The organism is Brevibacterium sp. FAM 27836 (genome assembly GCF_051351055.1).
In the GTDB taxonomy this organism is placed as follows: Bacteria; Actinomycetota; Actinomycetes; order Actinomycetales; family Brevibacteriaceae; genus Brevibacterium.
Window position 1 is genome coordinate 2,031,101 of sequence record NZ_CP195711.1, and the last position, 15,814, is coordinate 2,046,914.

Below are 15,814 nucleotides of genomic sequence, written 5' to 3' on the forward strand. Positions count from 1 at the left end.
CTTTTGATACTCGAACCACATGGTGAGAGTGGCAAGCAGTGAGTGGATTCGGTATCGTTGGATCACCTGTGAATCAGATCACTCGAGGGCGAGTTCTCACACCCGAGGGCCTGCCCGACGGACTCGGTCCACCACTGGTCACCTCCGGTGAAGATGGACCTCGAACAAAGGAGAACTGAAATGACCTCCAACATTTCAGTGGGAACCGGCGCTGCCCACAGTCAGTCTTCGGAACCCAGAATGATCCAGATGCTCACCGAAGACGGCAACCGCGTCGAATCCGGTGAATACGATGCCTTCGCGGCAGAACTCACCGATGAGGATCTGCGCGGCTTCTACCGGGACATGGTCCTTGTGCGCCGCATCGATGCCGAAGGCGCCGCACTCCAGCGTCAGGGACAGTTGGGCCTGTGGGCACCGCTGCTCGGACAGGAAGCGGCCCAGATCGGCATGGGCCGAGCCGCCCGCCCCCAAGACTTCGTCTTCCCCACCTACCGCGAGCACGGCCTCGCCTACACCCGAGGCGTCGAACCCGAAACCCTGCTGAGCATCTTCCGTGGTCAGAACCACGGCGGTTGGGACCCGCAGGAACACCGGTTCCACACCTACACCATCGTCATCGGTTCGCAGGCCCTGCATGCCACCGGCTACGCCATGGGTGTGAGCATGGACGGCGACGTCGGCACGGGCGACATCGACCGCGACACCGTGTCCATCGCCTGCTTCGGCGACGGCGCCACCTCGCAGGGTGATGTCTCCGAAGCGCTGACCTTCGCCGGGGCCTTCCACGCCCCCGTGCTCTTCTTCTGCCAGAACAACCAGTGGGCCATCTCCGAACCCACCCATGTCCAGACCGCCGCACCTCTGTGCAAGCGCGGCGAGGGCTTCGGAGTCCCCGGTATCCGCGTCGACGGCAACGACATCATCGCGATGTACTCCGTCGCCCGTGCCAGCCTCGATTCCGTGCGTGCCGGTCACGGCCCGATGCTCATCGAAGCCTTCACCTACCGCCGCGGCGCGCATACCACGGCCGATGATCCGACGAAGTACCGTGACAAGGCCGAAGAGGAGATCTGGGAGGACCGTGACCCGATCACCCGCCTCAAGGCCTACCTCGACAAGCACACCGAGACCAGCGAAGAGTTCTTCACCGAGGTGGACGCCGAAGCCGACACCCTGGCCGCCCGCATCCGCCACAACTGCATGACGATGGAGAACCCCGACGGCATCGAGATGTTCGCCCATGTCACCTCAGAACCCCACTCCCTCGTCGACGAGGAACGCGAAGAATTCTTGGCGTATCAGGCCTCGTTCGCCGATGCGGGTGAGGCCTGATGGAGAAGCTTCCCCTCTCGAAGGCGATCACCGCCGGAATGCGCAAGGCCATGGAGGACGACCCGAAGGTCGTCCTCATCGGTGAGGACATCGGCAAGCTCGGAGGCGTCTTCCGCGTCACCGAGGGCCTGCAGAAGGACTTCGGTCCGCAGCGCGTCATCGATGCCCCGTTGGCCGAATCCGGCATCGTCGGCACCTCGATCGGCATGGCCATCCGCGGCTACCGCCCGGTCATCGAGATCCAGTTCGATGCGTTCATCTTCCCGGCCTATGACCAGATCGTCACCCAGGTTGCGAAGCTGTACAACCGCACTCTCGGCAAAGAGCGCATGCCATTGGTCATCCGCGTGCCCTACGGCGGCGGCATCGGCTCACCCGAACACCATTCGGAGAGCCCGGAGACCGTCTTCGCCCACCACGCCGGACTGCGCCTGATCACCCCGTCGAACGCCCACGACGCGTACTGGATGATCCAGGATGCGATCAAGAGCGACGATCCGGTGATGTTCTTCGAACCCAAGCGCCGCTACTGGCAGCGCGGGGACGTCGACACCACCGACCGCGGTGGTCTGGGCATGAACGACGCCCGCGTCGTCTCCGAAGGCACCGATGTCACCCTCGTCGCCTACGGACCTCTCATGCCGACCGCGCAGGACGTCGTCGCTGCGGCCGCCGACGAAGGCAAGAGCGTCGAACTCATCGACCTGCGAGGGCTCAGCCCGATCGACTTCACCACGGTCGAGAAGTCCGTGAAGAAGACCGGTCGCCTCGTCGTGACCCATGAGGCGCCGACCTTCCTGGGCCTGGGCTCGGAGATCGCCGCGCGCATCACCGAACGCTGCTTCTTCAACCTCGAAGCCCCGGTCATCCGCGTCGGCGGATACCACACCCCGTATCCCGGCTCGCGGATGGAAGAGCATTACCTGCCCGATCTCGATCGCATCTTCGACGGTGTCGACCGAGCCCTGTCCTACTGATCTCGAGGAGAGTCAAGAATGTCATTCGAATTTCCTCTTCCCGACGTCGGTGAGGGCCTGACCGAGGCCGATATCGTCGCATGGAAGGTCGCCCCCGGCGACACCGTCACTGTCAACCAGATCCTCGTTGAGATCGAGACGGCGAAATCACTCGTCGAGCTGCCCAGCCCGCAGGCCGGCACCGTCGGCGCCCTGCTCGTCGAAGAGGGGCAGACCATCGAGGTCGGCACCCCCATCATCCGCTTCGGTGACGCCGATTCCGGCGCCGAGGCGGGCTCCGCCTCCGGAGGAGCCGATGAGTCCGCATCCGGTGCCGGAGCGACCGAGGCTTCCGCCGAGGCGTCTCCCGCCTCGGCTGAGGACGCCGACGCTGGCGCCACCCTCGTCGGCTACGGCGCCAAAGCGGCATCATCGAAGCGCCGTCCCCGCAAGGGCGGACCTGTTCCCGCACCGGCATCGGCCTCTGTCGAGGCACCCGCTCCGGCAGGCTCGCCGACCCCACCCGCTCCGCCAGCTCCGGCGACCCCACCCGCTCCGCCAGCTCCGGCGGCGGCAGCACCGGCGGAGCCGGCACCCGCGTCTCCGGGCAAACCCCTGGCGAAGCCGCCCGTGCGGAAGCTCGCGAAGGACCTCGGCGTCGACCTCTCACAGGTTGTGCCCACCGGACCCCACGGGGACGTGACGCGCGAGGATGTGCATGCCGCGGCCAACCCGACCGCTGCCTCTTCGGCGGATGCGACCACACCCGCGGCCGCCTCGGCGAGTGCCTCCGGCGAACTCGAGGAGCGGATCCCGTTCAAGGGTGTGACGAAGATGATGGCCAAGGCCATGGTCGATTCGGCATTCACAATGCCGCATGTCACCGAGTTCCTCGACGTCGACGTCACCGAGACGATGGCGATGGTCCGCAGGCTGAAGTCCTCGAAGTTCCTCGGCGAGGACGTCAAGGTCTCGCCGCTGCTCATCGTGGCCAAGGCCGTGGCCTGGGCCGTGGGTCGCAACCCGCGGATCAACTCGTGCCTCGACGGCGATGACATCGTCGTGAAGAAGTACGTCAACCTCGGGATCGCTGCGGCCACCCCGCGCGGACTCATCGTGCCGAACATCAAGAACGCGCAGGCCATGGGGCTGGGAGAGCTCGCTCAGGGCATTCAGGCCCTCACCGCTCTGGCGCGATCGGGCAAGACGCCGCCGGCCGATCAGGCTGGGGGAACGATCACGATCACGAACGTCGGCGTCTTCGGCGTCGATGCGGGGACGCCGATCATCAACCCGGGTGAAGCAGCGATCCTCGCCTTCGGGCAGGTTCGGAAGAAGCCGTGGGTCGTCGGCGACGAGATCGTGCCGCGTGAGATCACCACGCTCTCGGTCAGCGCCGACCATCGTGTCGTCGATGGGGAGATCATCTCGAAGTTCCTCGCCGATGTCGGCCGCGGCTTGGAGGACCCGACCCTCCTGCTCGCCTGAGGGGCAGACATTCGGTCGCCGTTCGGAACCGTCTGTGGTCACCGAGCCGAGTGAGAATCGCCGCATCGGCTGTTTTCACCCGGTTCTGTGACCACAGATCATCGAGTGCACCGGCGCGGCCGTTCAGCTGCTCAAATCGTGTGAGGTTCCCAGGGGCGGAGACGCCGTCTCGTCACTCGTCCAGGTAGGCGCTGTTGTCCTTCGGACTGCCGTCCTTGACGAGCCGTTTGGCCAGGCAGTGGTCGCGGTCGAGGCCCCAGGACCGGCACTGATCGAGGGCCGGTTCCGGGTCGCTGTAGCCGGTGCCGATGATCGTCACCCAATAGCTGCCGTCTTTGTATGAGGCCCAGTCGCCGCTGTGGATGAGGATCGCTCCGGGATATTTGACCTTGTTGGCTTCGTACTCATTGAGGATGTCCGGAGCGGTCCAGGTCTTCCCGTCGGCTTCGAGTCCGACATTCTTTGCGCTGACCTGAGTCACCCACTGTCCCTCGAGGTCAGCGGCCTTCGCCGTGCCCTTCTCCGTGTAGGAGTCGAGCTTCTCCTCCGGGGTCTGCGAGGGCTGCACGAGATCCTCGGTGGGACTGGGCGAAGGCGTCGACGGCTCCCCGCTGCCGACGTCGACGGGCACGGTGCCCGAAGACGGAGCGAGCCACCGGATACCGAAGAACGCGACGAGCGCGAGCACGAGGACCAGGGCGATGATGACTCCCGCGGCCTTGAGGCCATTGCGGGGCCTCGAACCTCCCTGCGGAGGAACAGTCGGCGGAAACTGTGGGGGAGGGGGTGTCTGCGGAGCGTTCCCGGCGGCGAGACCGGCATCACGCCCGGAGCCCTCACCGCGCATACCGCCTGCATATGCGGATTGCTGAGGCTGCGAGGCCTGCGCGTCTCGGTCGAAGGGGGACCGGCCGGCAGGCGCGAAGACATTGCCGGAGTGCGCTTTCGAGATCGACTGTTCCCCGGTGTGCCGTTCGAGATACTCGTAGTAGGTTGAGTTGTCGAAATCGGCAGGCAAACGCCCCGCTTCATTCCCGTACGACGGGTTCTGACCAGCAGGATCGCTGTGATCCTTCTGCCAGTCATCGCTGGTCGCCGGACGAATGCGCGGCCTCTGTGGAACGTCGCTCATCAGCCCTCCGGAGTGCCAGGTGTGGTGGCAATCATCTTCTTACCTTGGCACGAGTCAAGCAGGCGTTCAACACGATCGCCGGCAGGACGCGTTGCCGACGAAAGCCTACTGTGCTTTTCCCCGAGTAGGCTTGGCCCCCGCTGGGAAAGTCCCCGCAGGCACCGATGCGCCCGGAGGCGGGCCTCACGCGCTCCCGACGGTGAGCCCTGATTCAGCCCTGACCGGAGTGACGAAGACCCCCAGGTGAACACCGGGGATGAATTTGCTCTCTGCCGTCCGATCTCAGTAGGATAGATTCTTGTTGTGTCGTACCGGAGAGGTCGATGACCGATCTGCTAAGACCAACATGGTGCTCACCCACCGCTGCACTCCAGCTTCGGCCATCTCTCACAGGCTACGGCTTCAGCGCTGGTGAGACATCTCGCCCGAACGGGCAAACCTGTTTTGGCGTACACAATTTTCACAGCGGACGTCGCGCATCGGGCCACCACTCGAGGCGGGTCGGAGCAGAATCGGTTGAGGCCGATTCGACTGCCACTGTGGTCGGGCACGCTCGACCAGGCGGCATTCGCGAGAATTTGTTGATGTCTTCCGACATCGGCGCAAGCGAGCGGGGAGAACGCGCAAGCGGTATCCCGCCTGAGCTTGTTTCGAGAGTCGGTAACTTGTGAACTGGAGGAGAGACATGGCAGCAACCTGCCAAGTGACCGGGTCAGTCCCCGGTTTCGGACACAATGTGTCCCACTCGAAGCGCCGCACGAAGCGTCGCTTCAACCCGAATATTCAGAAGAAGCGGTACTACGTTCCGTCTCTGCGCCGCAGCGTCACCCTGACCGTGTCCGCCAAGGGCATCAAGGTCATCGACGCGCGTGGAATCGACGCCGTGGTCAACGAACTGATTGCTAAGGGAGTGAAGCTCTGATGGCGAAGGCCCAGGATATTCGTCCCATTATCAAGCTCAAGTCGACCGCCGGCACCGGGTACACCTACGTGACCCGTAAGAACCGCCGCAACAGCCCGGACCGCATCGTGCTCAAGAAGTACGATCCCGTTGTCCGTAAGCACGTCGATTTCCGAGAGGAGCGCTGAGCGCACATGGCTAAGAAGTCAAAGATCGCCCGCGACAAGCAGCGTCGCGTCATCGTCGAGCGCTATGCAGAGCGCCGCGCCGCTCTCAAGCGTCAGCTGACCCACCCCGATTCCACCGACGAGCAGCGCGAAGAGGCACGCCTCGGCCTGCAGAAGCTTCCTCGCGACGCTTCGCCGGTCCGCGTTCGCAACCGTGACCAGGTCGATGGCCGTCCGCGTGGCTACCTCCGGAAGTTCGGACTCTCCCGAGTTCGCTTCCGCAACATGGCACACAACGGCGAGTTGCCCGGCGTCACGAAGTCGAGCTGGTAATCTCGAGGAAGTTCGTCATCGGAAAAACGGACCGGTGACCGACCGACTTGTCCTAAGGAGGACACTTTTATGGCTAAGAACCGCAGTGAGCTCGTTGCAGAAGTTGCCGAGAAGTCCGGCCTGACCCAGAAGCAGGTCTCGGATGTGCTCGATGGTGTTTTCGATGTCTTCTCCGACGTCGTTGCCAAGGGCGAAAAGCTCACCATCCCCGGCTGGCTCTCCGTTGAGCGCACCGAACGTGCCGCTCGCAAGGGTCGTAACCCGCAGACCGGTGAAGAGATCCAGATCAAGGCCGGCTACTCCGTCAAGCTGTCCGCTGGTTCGAAGCTGAAGGGTGCCGCCGGCAGCCCGAAGTGATCCACGCACCTGCGTCGAATGGCCCGGACCGTTTGGTCCGGGCCATTTGCTGTCACCGCGCAGGGGCGGTGCAGCTGTTTCGTGGGCGTATCCGCCCCCGTGCCGACGGCGTCCACCCTCGCCGAGGCGGCTCCCCCAAGATCTCGGCCACGGAGGACTCTCCCGGTTCGCTGAGTCTCAAGATCGAGAGATAAACTGAAGGCATGTCAGAAGGGGCGGTCCGCGCGCAGTGAGTTCTCCAATCTTCGAACCGATCACTCGGTTCGTCCAACGTGCCGCGGTCCCCATCGTGGTCTTCCTCGGTCTCATCATCGGTGTGGCCGCGCTGTTCTTCACCGGAGCCGCGAACCCCACGCTGCTCAACGACCCCGGCTCCGTCGTCCGCTTCGGCCTGCCTGCGGCGAAGTTCGTCTTCAACATCGCGATGTCCCTGACCGTCGGGGCCCTCATGTTCGCCGTGCTCATCCTCCCGCGCACAGCAGGCGGTCGCCGTCGACACAAACAGGCCGCCGAGGAGGCCCCCCTCGACCCGCTGTGGACGAAGACTCTGCGCATCGCCGAGTTCTCCTCGGTCGTGTGGACGCTTTCGGCCGTCGCCGTGCTCGTGTTCTCCTTCGTCGACACCGTCGGTGCGCAGGCCTACCTCGACTTCTCGAACCAGCTCGGCGTCTTCGTCACGCAGATCGCCTACGGGCAGCTGTGGGTGCTCATCGTCGTCCTCATCGCCATCGCCTCCACGCTGTGCTTCGGCACCCGCTCCCATATCGGCATCGCCGCCGCCGGGGTGCTCAGCGTCGGTGTGATGATCCCCTTGGCGCTCATGGGCCACTCGGCTGAGGCGTCCGGGCACACGCAGGCCGTCAACAGCCTCGGTCTGCACATCCTCGGTGCGGCCATCTGGCTCGGTGGACTCTTCGTCATCGCCCTCCTCGGTGCCGGACTGGCGAAATCCGATGGTCTTCGCGCAGTCATCCAACGGTATTCGACGATCGCGCTCATCGCCTTCGGCCTCGTCGTCTTCTCCGGCGTCGTCAACGCGCTGCTGCGCGTGCACAGCTTCGACGACCTCATGACCCCGTACGGGGAAGTCATCCTGGCGAAGGCGTTCGCGACGGTTCTGCTGGGTCTCATCGGATTCTGGCACCGTCAGTTCGTCATCGCACGATTGGGCACAGCCGCCTCGGCGACGGTGGAATTCTGGCGTCTCATCGCCGTCGAATTCATCATCTTCGGTGCCACCATGGGACTGGCCGTGGCCCTGGCGCGGTCGCAGCCGCCGGTGCCGCAGGAACCGGTCGGTGACCCCACCCCGGCCGAGATCCTCACCGGCGATCCGCTCCCGCCGAAGCCGAACCTGGAGCACTACTTCACTCAGTGGGCGATCGATCCGCTGTGGATCGCGATCGCGGTGGGCACCTCGGTCGCCTACGTCATCGCTTTCATCAACCTCCGCCGTCGCGGCGACAAGTGGCCGGTGCTGCGCCTGATCAGCTGGCTGATCGGCATGGTCTTCCTTGTCTACGTCACCTCCGCAGGGCCCCGCGTCTACGGGGAGGTGCAGTTCTCTGCGCACATGATCGAGCACATGCTGCTCGTCATGGTGGTGCCGCTGCCGATGGTCCTCGGTGCGCCGATCACAATGCTCATGCGCGGAACGAAGGCCCGACGGGACGGCTCCGTCGGTGTGCGCGAATGGGTGCTGTGGCTGGTCAACACGCCGTATCTGCGTTTCCTCGCGCACCCGATCGTGGCGAGCGTGAACTTCGCCGGCTCCCTCGTGGTCTTCTACTACTCGGGAATCATGTACTACGCGCTCGATACGCACATCGGGCACGAACTGATGATCGCGCACTTCCTCGGTGCCGGGTACCTGTTCGGGCAGGCGCTCATCGGCATCGACCCGGGCGTGAAGCGTCCGCCGTACCCTCTGCGGCTGGTGATGCTGCTGGTGACGATGGCCTTCCACGCCTTCTTCGGGATCTCGATCATGAGTTCGAGTGTCCTCATCGCCGGTGACTGGTTCGGCAACATCGGCGCCGGATGGGGCTACACCGCGATCGATGACCAACAGCTCGGCGGGGCCATCGCATGGGGAATCGGCGAGTTCCCGACCCTGTTCGTCGCGATCACGGTCGCCCTGCAGTGGGCGAAGTCCTCAGACAGGGAAGCCAAACGCATCGACCGCAACGAGGACCGCACCGATGACGCCGAGCTGCGCGCGTACAACGCGATGCTCGCCTCGATGGCCGAACGTGACGCCCAGATCGGCCAACGGCGACGTTGAGCTCAGTCGCCCCGAGGCGAAGCAGTGAGCGGCGCGGCCCAGCGCACGATTCGCCGCTGTTCATCGGAGTGCTTGCCCTCGCCGCTGTTCATCGACGTACTTGCCGTCGACGCTGACGGTGCACATCGGGTGTGCACGAATGGGCATCGGAAATTCTCGGATTCCTTCCAGGAGATTGTCCAAAAGTCTGTAACGTGACGCACACTGTTGCTTGGATGAGAAATATCCGAGCGCCGATGTGCCTGGGCTCCGACGCCATCGACAACCGCAGAGAAGCGGTCGGCGAAGACCGGACCGGTCGGGCACAGGTGCCAGTGGAAGTCGATTCGCGCATTCAACGGTGACGCGGATCGTGGAAATAAGGAGAGTCATGAGTTCTCAGAACAACACCGAGAGGAAGTCGATCCGCGCACAGCTGCGCAAGGTCGTCGTCGCCTCGATGGCCGGAACGGTTGTCGAATGGTACGAATTCTTCCTCTATGCCACCGCAGCCACACTTGTGTTCCACGTTCTGTTCCCGCCTTCGGATGATCCTCTGACTCCGATCCTGGCCGGCTTCGCCACCTATGCGGTCGGCTTCATCGCCCGTCCCGTCGGCGGCATCGTCTTCGGCCACTTCGGGGACAAATACGGACGCAAGAAGCTGCTGCAGCTCTCGATCGTCCTCGTCGGCGTGGCCACGTTCCTCATGGGCTGCCTGCCGACCTATGCGGCGATCGGCGCCCTGGCCCCGATCCTGCTCGTGCTGCTGCGCGTCGTCCAGGGCTTCGCCGTCGGCGGTGAGTGGGGCGGTGCCGTCCTGCTCGTCGCCGAGCACTCACCGAACAAGGAACGCGGGTTCTGGGCGTCCTTCCCGCAGTCCGGTGTCCCGCTGGGCAACCTGTTGGCCACGGGCGTGCTCCTTGCGCTCAATGCCGGCCTCAGCGAGGCTCAGTTCGAGTCGTGGGGATGGCGAGTGGCCTTCTGGCTCTCGGCCGTCATCGTCATCATCGGCTACTACATCCGCACCCGCGTCTCCGATGCCCCGATCTTCGACGAGGTCCAGGCCGAAGAGATCGAGGAAGGCGTGGACTACGGCGTCAAGGCCGTGTTCAAGCGCTACCCGCGTGAGGTCTTCGCCGCCATGGGGCTGCGCTTCGTGGAGAACATCCACTACTATCTCGTCGTCACCTTCTCGATCACCTACCTGTCGACCCAAGCGCATATCGAATCGGGCGAGATCCTCGGTCTGCTGCTCGGCGCACACGCGATCCATGCGGTCCTCGTTCCGCTCGTCGGTGCGGCCACCGACCGGTTCGGGCGGAAGATGCCCTACGGTGTGGGCATCGTGCTCACCGCGACCTGGGGATTCTTCGCCTTCCCGATGTACGACACCGGCAACGCGGTGATGATCTTCGTCGCCCTGCTCCTGGGCCTGGTCTTCCACGCCCTCATGTATGCCGGCCAGCCGGCGATCATGGCGGAGATGTTCCCGACCCGGATGCGCAACTCCGGCGTCTCGACCGGCTACCAGGTGACCGCGATCGTCGCGGGATCGTTCGCACCCTTCATCGCGACGGCTCTGCTCAAGGGATTCGGCTCGTCGGTTCCGATCGCGCTCTACCTTCTCGCCGCAGCGATCGTGTCGTTCATCGCGCTCCTCTACACCCGTGAGACGAAGGGCATCGACCTGCGCTCGCTCGACACCGCGGACAAGGTGCGTCGCGGAGTCGCCTGAGACAGGACCCGCCGGGGTCAGCGGCCCCACGGCACATCGACGACGAAGGAAGGACAGGCAGATGGTTGAACTCACAGGCAGACGCGCACTCGTCACCGGGGGCGCGTCGGGACTGGGCAAGGCGATCAGCGAGGCCCTCGCCGAGGCCGGAGCCGAGGTCACCGTCGCCGATCTCGATGCGGAGGCCGCGGAAACCGTGGCCTCCGGCATCGGCGGTCGAGCGTGGGCCGTCGACCTGGCCGACACCTCGGCGCTGGAGACGATCGATGTCGACACCGACATCCTCGTCAACAATGCGGGCATCCAGCGGATCCACCCGATCACGGAGTTCCCGCTCGAGGAGTGGCGGCTGATCAGCACCCTCATGCTCGAAGCTCCCTTCGTGCTGACGAAGGCCGTGCTGCCGGGGATGTACCGGCGCGGCTGGGGGCGGATCATCAACCTGTCCTCGGTCCACGGCCTGCGGGCCTCGGCGAACAAGTCCGCCTACGTCGCCGCCAAGCACGGACTCATGGGGCTGACGAAGACCACCGCCCTCGAGGGTGGGCCGCACGGTGTGACCTGCAATGCGATCAACCCCGGCTATGTGCTCACACCGCTGGTCAAGGGGCAGATCGCCGACCAGGCGAAGACGAATGGGATCAGTGAGAAGGAAGTCCTCGAGCAGGTCTTCCTCGGCCACTCGGCGGTGCCCCGGCTCGCCGAGCCCGAGGAGGTCGCGGCCATCGCACTCTTCCTCGCCGGCGATGCCGCCGCCGTCATCAACGGCAGCGCCCACAGCATCGACGGAGGCTGGACCGCCGCCTGACCCTCCCCAATTGCTACGTGACGGCGGCCCAGCAACCTCGCGCGAGGTTGCTGGGCCGCCGTCACGTAGCAATTGGGGTCAGAGGACTTCTAGGACGCTGCGGACTCCGGAATTGCGGAGGGATTCGTGGCGGACCGAGGCCCAATAGGAGACCCGTTTCGAGAACTGATCGGGCAGCACCTGCCGCAGCCGAGAGTTATGGCGGGCCAGGAAGTCCGGCAGAATCCCGATCCCGACTCCGTTGGACGTGGCGAGCACGTGTGCGTGCACCGAGGTGGAGCGGAAGAATCCGTTGCCGCGCGGCAGCGCATCGGCGGCCTCGTCGAGGTCGTCGACCTGCAGGGAGTTCTCGATGTAGTAGATCATCCGGTGCCGGGCCAGTTCGTCGAGGCTGCGGGGACGGCCATGCTCGGCGAGGTAGTCCTGCGAAGCGTAGAGCTGGAGCCGATAGTCGCGGATGTGCTTGGCGATCGACCGCGGTGCGTCCGGGCGGCCGACGACGATCTCGATGTCGACTCCGGACCGATACTGGCGCACCCGTTGGGTGGCCGTGATGAGTTCGATCTGCAGCCCCGGGTGGCTCTGCTGGAGCGCGGTGAGCGCAGGCACCGCGTACTCGAGGGCGAAGGCCTGCGGGCAGGCCAACCGGATCGTTCCGGACAGCGCCGAACTCGTGTGCGCGTCGATCCGCCCCAGGGCGGCCTCGATGTCCTCGGCGATCGGCAGCAGCTGACGTCCGGCCGCGCTGAGCTCCCATCCGTCGGGAGAGGCCACGAGCACTCGTTCGCCGTAGGCCTTCTCCAGCGCTGCGATCCGGCGAGAGACGGTCGTGTGGTTGAGGCCGAGGCTGTGTGCCGCGGCGGTGAACTTCCCCAATCGAGCGACAGCGAGCAGAGTCAGCAGATCCTCGGGGGCGATCTGCTGGCCGGAACCGCTGGGTGCATAGGTGGCCATAGTCCGTCCATTCTATCTGCGTGTACGCACATATCCGGTGCGGAAGAGGTGAGCGTTCGGACCGGGCGTGCGCCGACCGACTGGCGTACTGTGAGAGGGAACACTGCATACCAGAAGAACATGATGCGAGGAGGCATATTATGTCGACGATTGGATGGGTGGGCCTGGGAAATATGGGCCGCCCGATGACTGCGAACCTGGTCAAGGCCGGTCACACCGTCAATGGTTACGATCTCGTCCCCGGAGCCGTGGCTGCAGCCGCGGAGCACGGTGTCAACCCCGTGAATTCGATCGCCGAGGCGGTCGCCGGTGCCGATATCGTGTTCACGATGCTGCCCAAGGGTGAGCATGCCCGCACCGCGTACCTCGAGCCCGACGGTGTCCTGGCCAACGCGGATGCGAAGACCCTCCTCGTCGATTCCTCGACGATCGACTTCGACTCCGCACGCGTCCTCCACGCGGAGGCGGCCAAGGCCGGTTTCCGTCTCGTCGACGGCCCGGTCTCCGGTGGTGTCACCGGCGCCGAGGCGGGCACCCTGACCTTCATGCTCGGCGGCGCCGACGCCGATGTCGAAGAGGCCCGCCCCTTCATCGAGGCGATGGCCGGCAACATCTTCCACGCCGGTGGCGACGCCGCCGGTCAGGCCGCGAAGATCGTCAACAACATGATGCTCTCGATCAGCCTGCAGGGTGTCGTCGAGGGCGCTGTCCTCGCCGAGCGCTTCGGCCTCGACCCGAAGGTCTTCTACGACATCGCGAAGGTGTCCTCGGGCGACTCCTGGCCGCTGCGCACCTGGTACCCGGTGCCCGGTGTGACGACGACGTCGGCGGCGAACAACGACTTCAAGCCCGGCTTCGCCACCGCGCTCATGCACAAGGACGTCGGCCTGGCTCTTGCCGGCGCCGAGACTCAGGGCGTCGACCTCCCCGCTGCGTCACTCGTCCACGCACAGCTGCAGAAGCTCATGGATGAGGATCTCGGCGGCCTCGACACCACGGCCCTGATCAAGAACATCGACCCCAACGCCGAGGGACTGCCGAAGTAAGGCCGAAGAACCGGCGCCGAGGCGGCAGCGCCGTCCGCATCGAGGCACCAGCGCCGAGACCCTGGGGTCCGCACCGCCTCGGCGACCTGAAACTTCGTGCGGCTCGTGGAAGACTGGAGGCATGAGTACGACTGATTCATCCTCCTCGCTGTCCCCGGACGTCATCGCCGGAATCACCGGCAACCTCGACGAGGTGGCCGAGCGTGCCCGCGCCGCCGCCGTATCGGCGGGCCGCAGCGGTGATGAGGTGCGGGTGCTCCTGGCGACGAAGACCCAGCCGGCCGAGAAGATCCGAGTCGCCCTCGAGCACGGGTTCACTCTCATCGGGGAGAACAAGGTTCAGGAGATCACCGGCAAGGCGGAAGCGATCGCTGACCTCAACCCCGAGACCCACCTCATCGGTCCTCTGCAGCGGAACAAGGTCAACCACACGCTGCGGCATGCCAGCTGCATCCAGTCCGTCGACAACCTCCCCTTGGCTGAGAAGATCAACAATCGTCTTGGCGTGCTCGACGAAACCCTCGACTACTTCGTTCAGGTCAACACCTCCCGGGAGGATTCGAAGTTCGGTGTCGCTCCCGAGGACGCCGAGGCGCTGATCACCGAGACGAGGACGCTCGACCGGATGCGGCTGCGCGGCCTGATGACCATCGGTCTTCCCGGCAGCAGCCCCGACGTGATCCGTCCCAGCTACTCCGACCTGCGCGAACTCAGCGAACGCCTGCGGGAGTCCGGTGTCATGCCCGCCGAGGCGACCGAACTGTCGATGGGAATGAGCGGTGACTTCGAGCTCGCGATCTCCGAGGGGGCGACGATCGTGCGCGTCGGCTCGAGCATCTTCGGTGCTCGCGACTACTCCTGAGTATTTGAGCCGACCCGCGTCTCACCATCGGCGGGGCGCGAGGGGGACGGTTCGAACGCGTGGCGCAGACCGGCGATGAGTTCCACACGCCAACAGGCGAAATCGTGTCCGCCGGAGTAGACCGACAGCGAGGTGCGGCATCCGAGGTCGTGAAGAACCTCGGCCATCCGCCGGGCGCGATCGACCATGGGACCTTCACGATCTCCGACGGCGAGGTGGACCTGCTCAGCGCCCACCCCGGCCCTGGCCGTCCGTGAACCTGCTCCGGACCCGTCTGTTCGCGCACCCACTCCGGCGGCGGCATCCGGCCCCGCCCCTTCAGCCGCCCTCGCCGTATGCACATTCGCACCTGAACCCGAGGCGAGGAAACGCGCTGCCGTCCAGTCGTCCCCGGTCATCTCGGCGAGATCCGCTGGCGTCGCCGACCCGCCGGGACGCCACCACAGCGACGGAGAATGGGCGAGCACGGCGTCGAAGGTGCCGGGGCTGACCTGGGCCATGAGCAGCGCCGACAGCCCGCCGAGGCTCTGACCGCAGATGATTCGGCGGGCGTCCTCGGGCACAGGACATCCGTGTGCGGCCGCTTCGGCTTCGATCGCGGGCACCAGCTCATCGGCCACGCTGCGCAGAAACGCGTCATTGCCGGCCAGGGTGTGCGATCGCTGTTCCACCGTGCGGGTGCCGATGCCGATGATGATGAGGTCCGGCAGTCCGGCCGCGGCCACGGCCCGATCCACCCGGAGATGGTCGAACCACTGAAGCCCGTCGAAGAGCACGAGGACACCGGCCGGGGCAGCGCCGCTCGGCAGAGACACTCGCACGGGGCAGCTGACATCGCCGATCTCACGGTCGCCCGCCACGAAGAGTCGGCTGTCGCAGTCTTCGCCGAGGCGGCTGCCCGCCACCGCATCACGATCCGTATCGATGGGCGCCGGTCCCGCGTCGAAGAGCCACGTCCCGTGGTCGGGGGCGTGCGGGCCGGAGAACACCGACGAGCCCTCGCCCGGTCCCGGCTGGTCCGGGCGCGTCAGCGGCGGATCGAGGTTGAGCGGGTCGACGAGGACGGCCGGCCCGGGCCGTTGCGGAGAACCCAGAGGCTCGGGAGTCTCGGAGGCCGAGGGGCTGAAACCGTAGGAGCACCGGAGGTCGGCCGGCAGTCGCAGCGTCACGCCCCAGATCCCGGTGCCCGGGACCGGAGTCATCACGCCGGCATCCTGCCGGTGCTTATCGGTCACCCGATTGGCCGAAAGTCTCACACTGCGGATAGTGGGATCGACTGCGCGGTAGAGGAACGTGACATCGCACTGACCGGGGTCATCTTCGCAGGCGTCGACGAGAGGTGTGCCGGAGCGCGTGACCTCCTCCCAGAACAATGCCTCTCGACTTCCGAGGTCGGCGCTCTGGCCAGCATTGATGGTGGAGAACTCGGTGAGAATCTCGCTGAATCGCACGAAGCTCTCCTTCTCTGCGGCGG

Annotated in this window: 15 protein-coding genes; 12 read left to right on the plus strand and 3 right to left on the minus strand. The window is 65.4% G+C overall.

From position 1 onward, the window contains the following. Positions 1 to 240 precede the first annotated feature (240 nt). Genes pdhA through ACSE4D_RS09180 form a run of 3 tightly spaced genes read left to right on the plus strand, consistent with a single transcriptional unit; the run spans position 241 to position 3,779 of the window. Entirely contained in the window at positions 241 to 1,335 is a 1,095-nt protein-coding gene (pdhA, locus tag ACSE4D_RS09170; RefSeq protein ID WP_346763093.1) for a pyruvate dehydrogenase (acetyl-transferring) E1 component subunit alpha, read from the plus strand. Continuing rightward, positions 1,335 to 2,312: an alpha-ketoacid dehydrogenase subunit beta gene (locus tag ACSE4D_RS09175; RefSeq protein ID WP_135541674.1), complete on the plus strand. Its 978-nt coding sequence runs from the start codon at positions 1,335 to 1,337 to the stop codon at positions 2,310 to 2,312. The genes pdhA and ACSE4D_RS09175 overlap by 1 nt, the downstream gene beginning before the upstream one ends. An 18-nt stretch (positions 2,313 to 2,330) precedes the next feature. After that, positions 2,331 to 3,779: a dihydrolipoamide acetyltransferase family protein gene (locus tag ACSE4D_RS09180; RefSeq protein WP_135541672.1), complete on the plus strand. Its 1,449-nt coding sequence runs from the start codon at positions 2,331 to 2,333 to the stop codon at positions 3,777 to 3,779. A 172-nt stretch (positions 3,780 to 3,951) separates the two neighbouring features. Here ACSE4D_RS09180 and ACSE4D_RS09185 read toward each other — a convergent pair whose 3' ends face one another. After that, the gene (locus ACSE4D_RS09185) at positions 3,952 to 4,911 is read right to left on the minus strand and encodes a protein kinase (protein ID WP_135541670.1); all 960 of its coding nucleotides are present in this window, start codon (positions 4,909 to 4,911) and stop codon (positions 3,952 to 3,954) included. A gap of 685 nt (positions 4,912 to 5,596) precedes the next feature. On the opposite strand from ACSE4D_RS09185, the gene rpmB reads away from it, so the two are divergent. From rpmB to ACSE4D_RS09220, 7 genes are all read left to right on the plus strand, one after another. Beyond that, positions 5,597 to 5,833 carry a 50S ribosomal protein L28 gene (gene rpmB, locus ACSE4D_RS09190; RefSeq protein WP_135541668.1) on the plus strand — a complete coding sequence of 79 codons (237 nt, stop codon included), beginning with the start codon at positions 5,597 to 5,599 and terminating at the stop codon, positions 5,831 to 5,833. Then, positions 5,833 to 6,000 carry a 50S ribosomal protein L33 gene (rpmG, locus tag ACSE4D_RS09195; RefSeq protein ID WP_135541666.1) on the plus strand — a complete coding sequence of 56 codons (168 nt, stop codon included), beginning with the start codon at positions 5,833 to 5,835 and terminating at the stop codon, positions 5,998 to 6,000. Before rpmB ends, rpmG begins: the two co-directional genes overlap by 1 nt. Before the next feature lie 6 nt (positions 6,001 to 6,006). Then, on the plus strand, positions 6,007 to 6,312 hold the full coding sequence (gene rpsN / locus ACSE4D_RS09200; protein ID WP_135541664.1) for a 30S ribosomal protein S14: 306 nt from the start codon (positions 6,007 to 6,009) through the stop codon (positions 6,310 to 6,312). A gap of 69 nt (positions 6,313 to 6,381) precedes the next feature. Continuing rightward, positions 6,382 to 6,669 (plus strand): HU family DNA-binding protein, encoded by a 288-nt coding sequence (locus ACSE4D_RS09205; RefSeq protein ID WP_135541662.1) that lies wholly within the window; start codon positions 6,382 to 6,384, stop codon positions 6,667 to 6,669. 229 nt (positions 6,670 to 6,898) lie between these two features. Then, complete coding sequence (locus tag ACSE4D_RS09210) at positions 6,899 to 8,953, plus strand: cytochrome c oxidase assembly protein (protein ID WP_135541660.1); 2,055 nt, start codon at positions 6,899 to 6,901, stop codon at positions 8,951 to 8,953. 370 nt (positions 8,954 to 9,323) lie between these two features. Then, the gene (locus ACSE4D_RS09215) at positions 9,324 to 10,670 is read left to right on the plus strand and encodes an MFS transporter (RefSeq protein ID WP_135541658.1); all 1,347 of its coding nucleotides are present in this window, start codon (positions 9,324 to 9,326) and stop codon (positions 10,668 to 10,670) included. 61 nt (positions 10,671 to 10,731) lie between these two features. Further along, positions 10,732 to 11,478, plus strand: coding sequence for a 3-hydroxybutyrate dehydrogenase (locus ACSE4D_RS09220; RefSeq protein WP_135541656.1), 747 nt, complete (start codon positions 10,732 to 10,734; stop codon positions 11,476 to 11,478). Positions 11,479 to 11,556: 78 nt separating this feature from the next. Here the strand turns inward: ACSE4D_RS09220 and ACSE4D_RS09225 are convergent, their stop codons facing one another. After that, complete coding sequence (locus ACSE4D_RS09225) at positions 11,557 to 12,432, minus strand: LysR family transcriptional regulator (RefSeq protein ID WP_135541654.1); 876 nt, start codon at positions 12,430 to 12,432, stop codon at positions 11,557 to 11,559. 140 nt (positions 12,433 to 12,572) lie between these two features. Here ACSE4D_RS09225 and mmsB point away from each other — a divergent pair, with 140 nt between their 5' ends. Then, a complete protein-coding gene (gene mmsB, locus ACSE4D_RS09230) occupies positions 12,573 to 13,478 on the plus strand; it encodes a 3-hydroxyisobutyrate dehydrogenase (protein ID WP_135541652.1) in 906 nt (301 codons plus the stop codon). A gap of 121 nt (positions 13,479 to 13,599) precedes the next feature. Next, positions 13,600 to 14,340: a YggS family pyridoxal phosphate-dependent enzyme gene (locus tag ACSE4D_RS09235; RefSeq protein ID WP_135541650.1), complete on the plus strand. Its 741-nt coding sequence runs from the start codon at positions 13,600 to 13,602 to the stop codon at positions 14,338 to 14,340. On the opposite strand, the gene ACSE4D_RS09240 is transcribed toward ACSE4D_RS09235, so the two are convergent. Then, positions 14,331 to 15,791 (minus strand): alpha/beta hydrolase-fold protein, encoded by a 1,461-nt coding sequence (locus ACSE4D_RS09240; RefSeq protein ID WP_167854471.1) that lies wholly within the window; start codon positions 15,789 to 15,791, stop codon positions 14,331 to 14,333. The two genes, ACSE4D_RS09235 and ACSE4D_RS09240, sit on opposite strands and share 10 nt — an antisense overlap. Between the last annotated feature and the right edge of the window lie 23 nt (positions 15,792 to 15,814).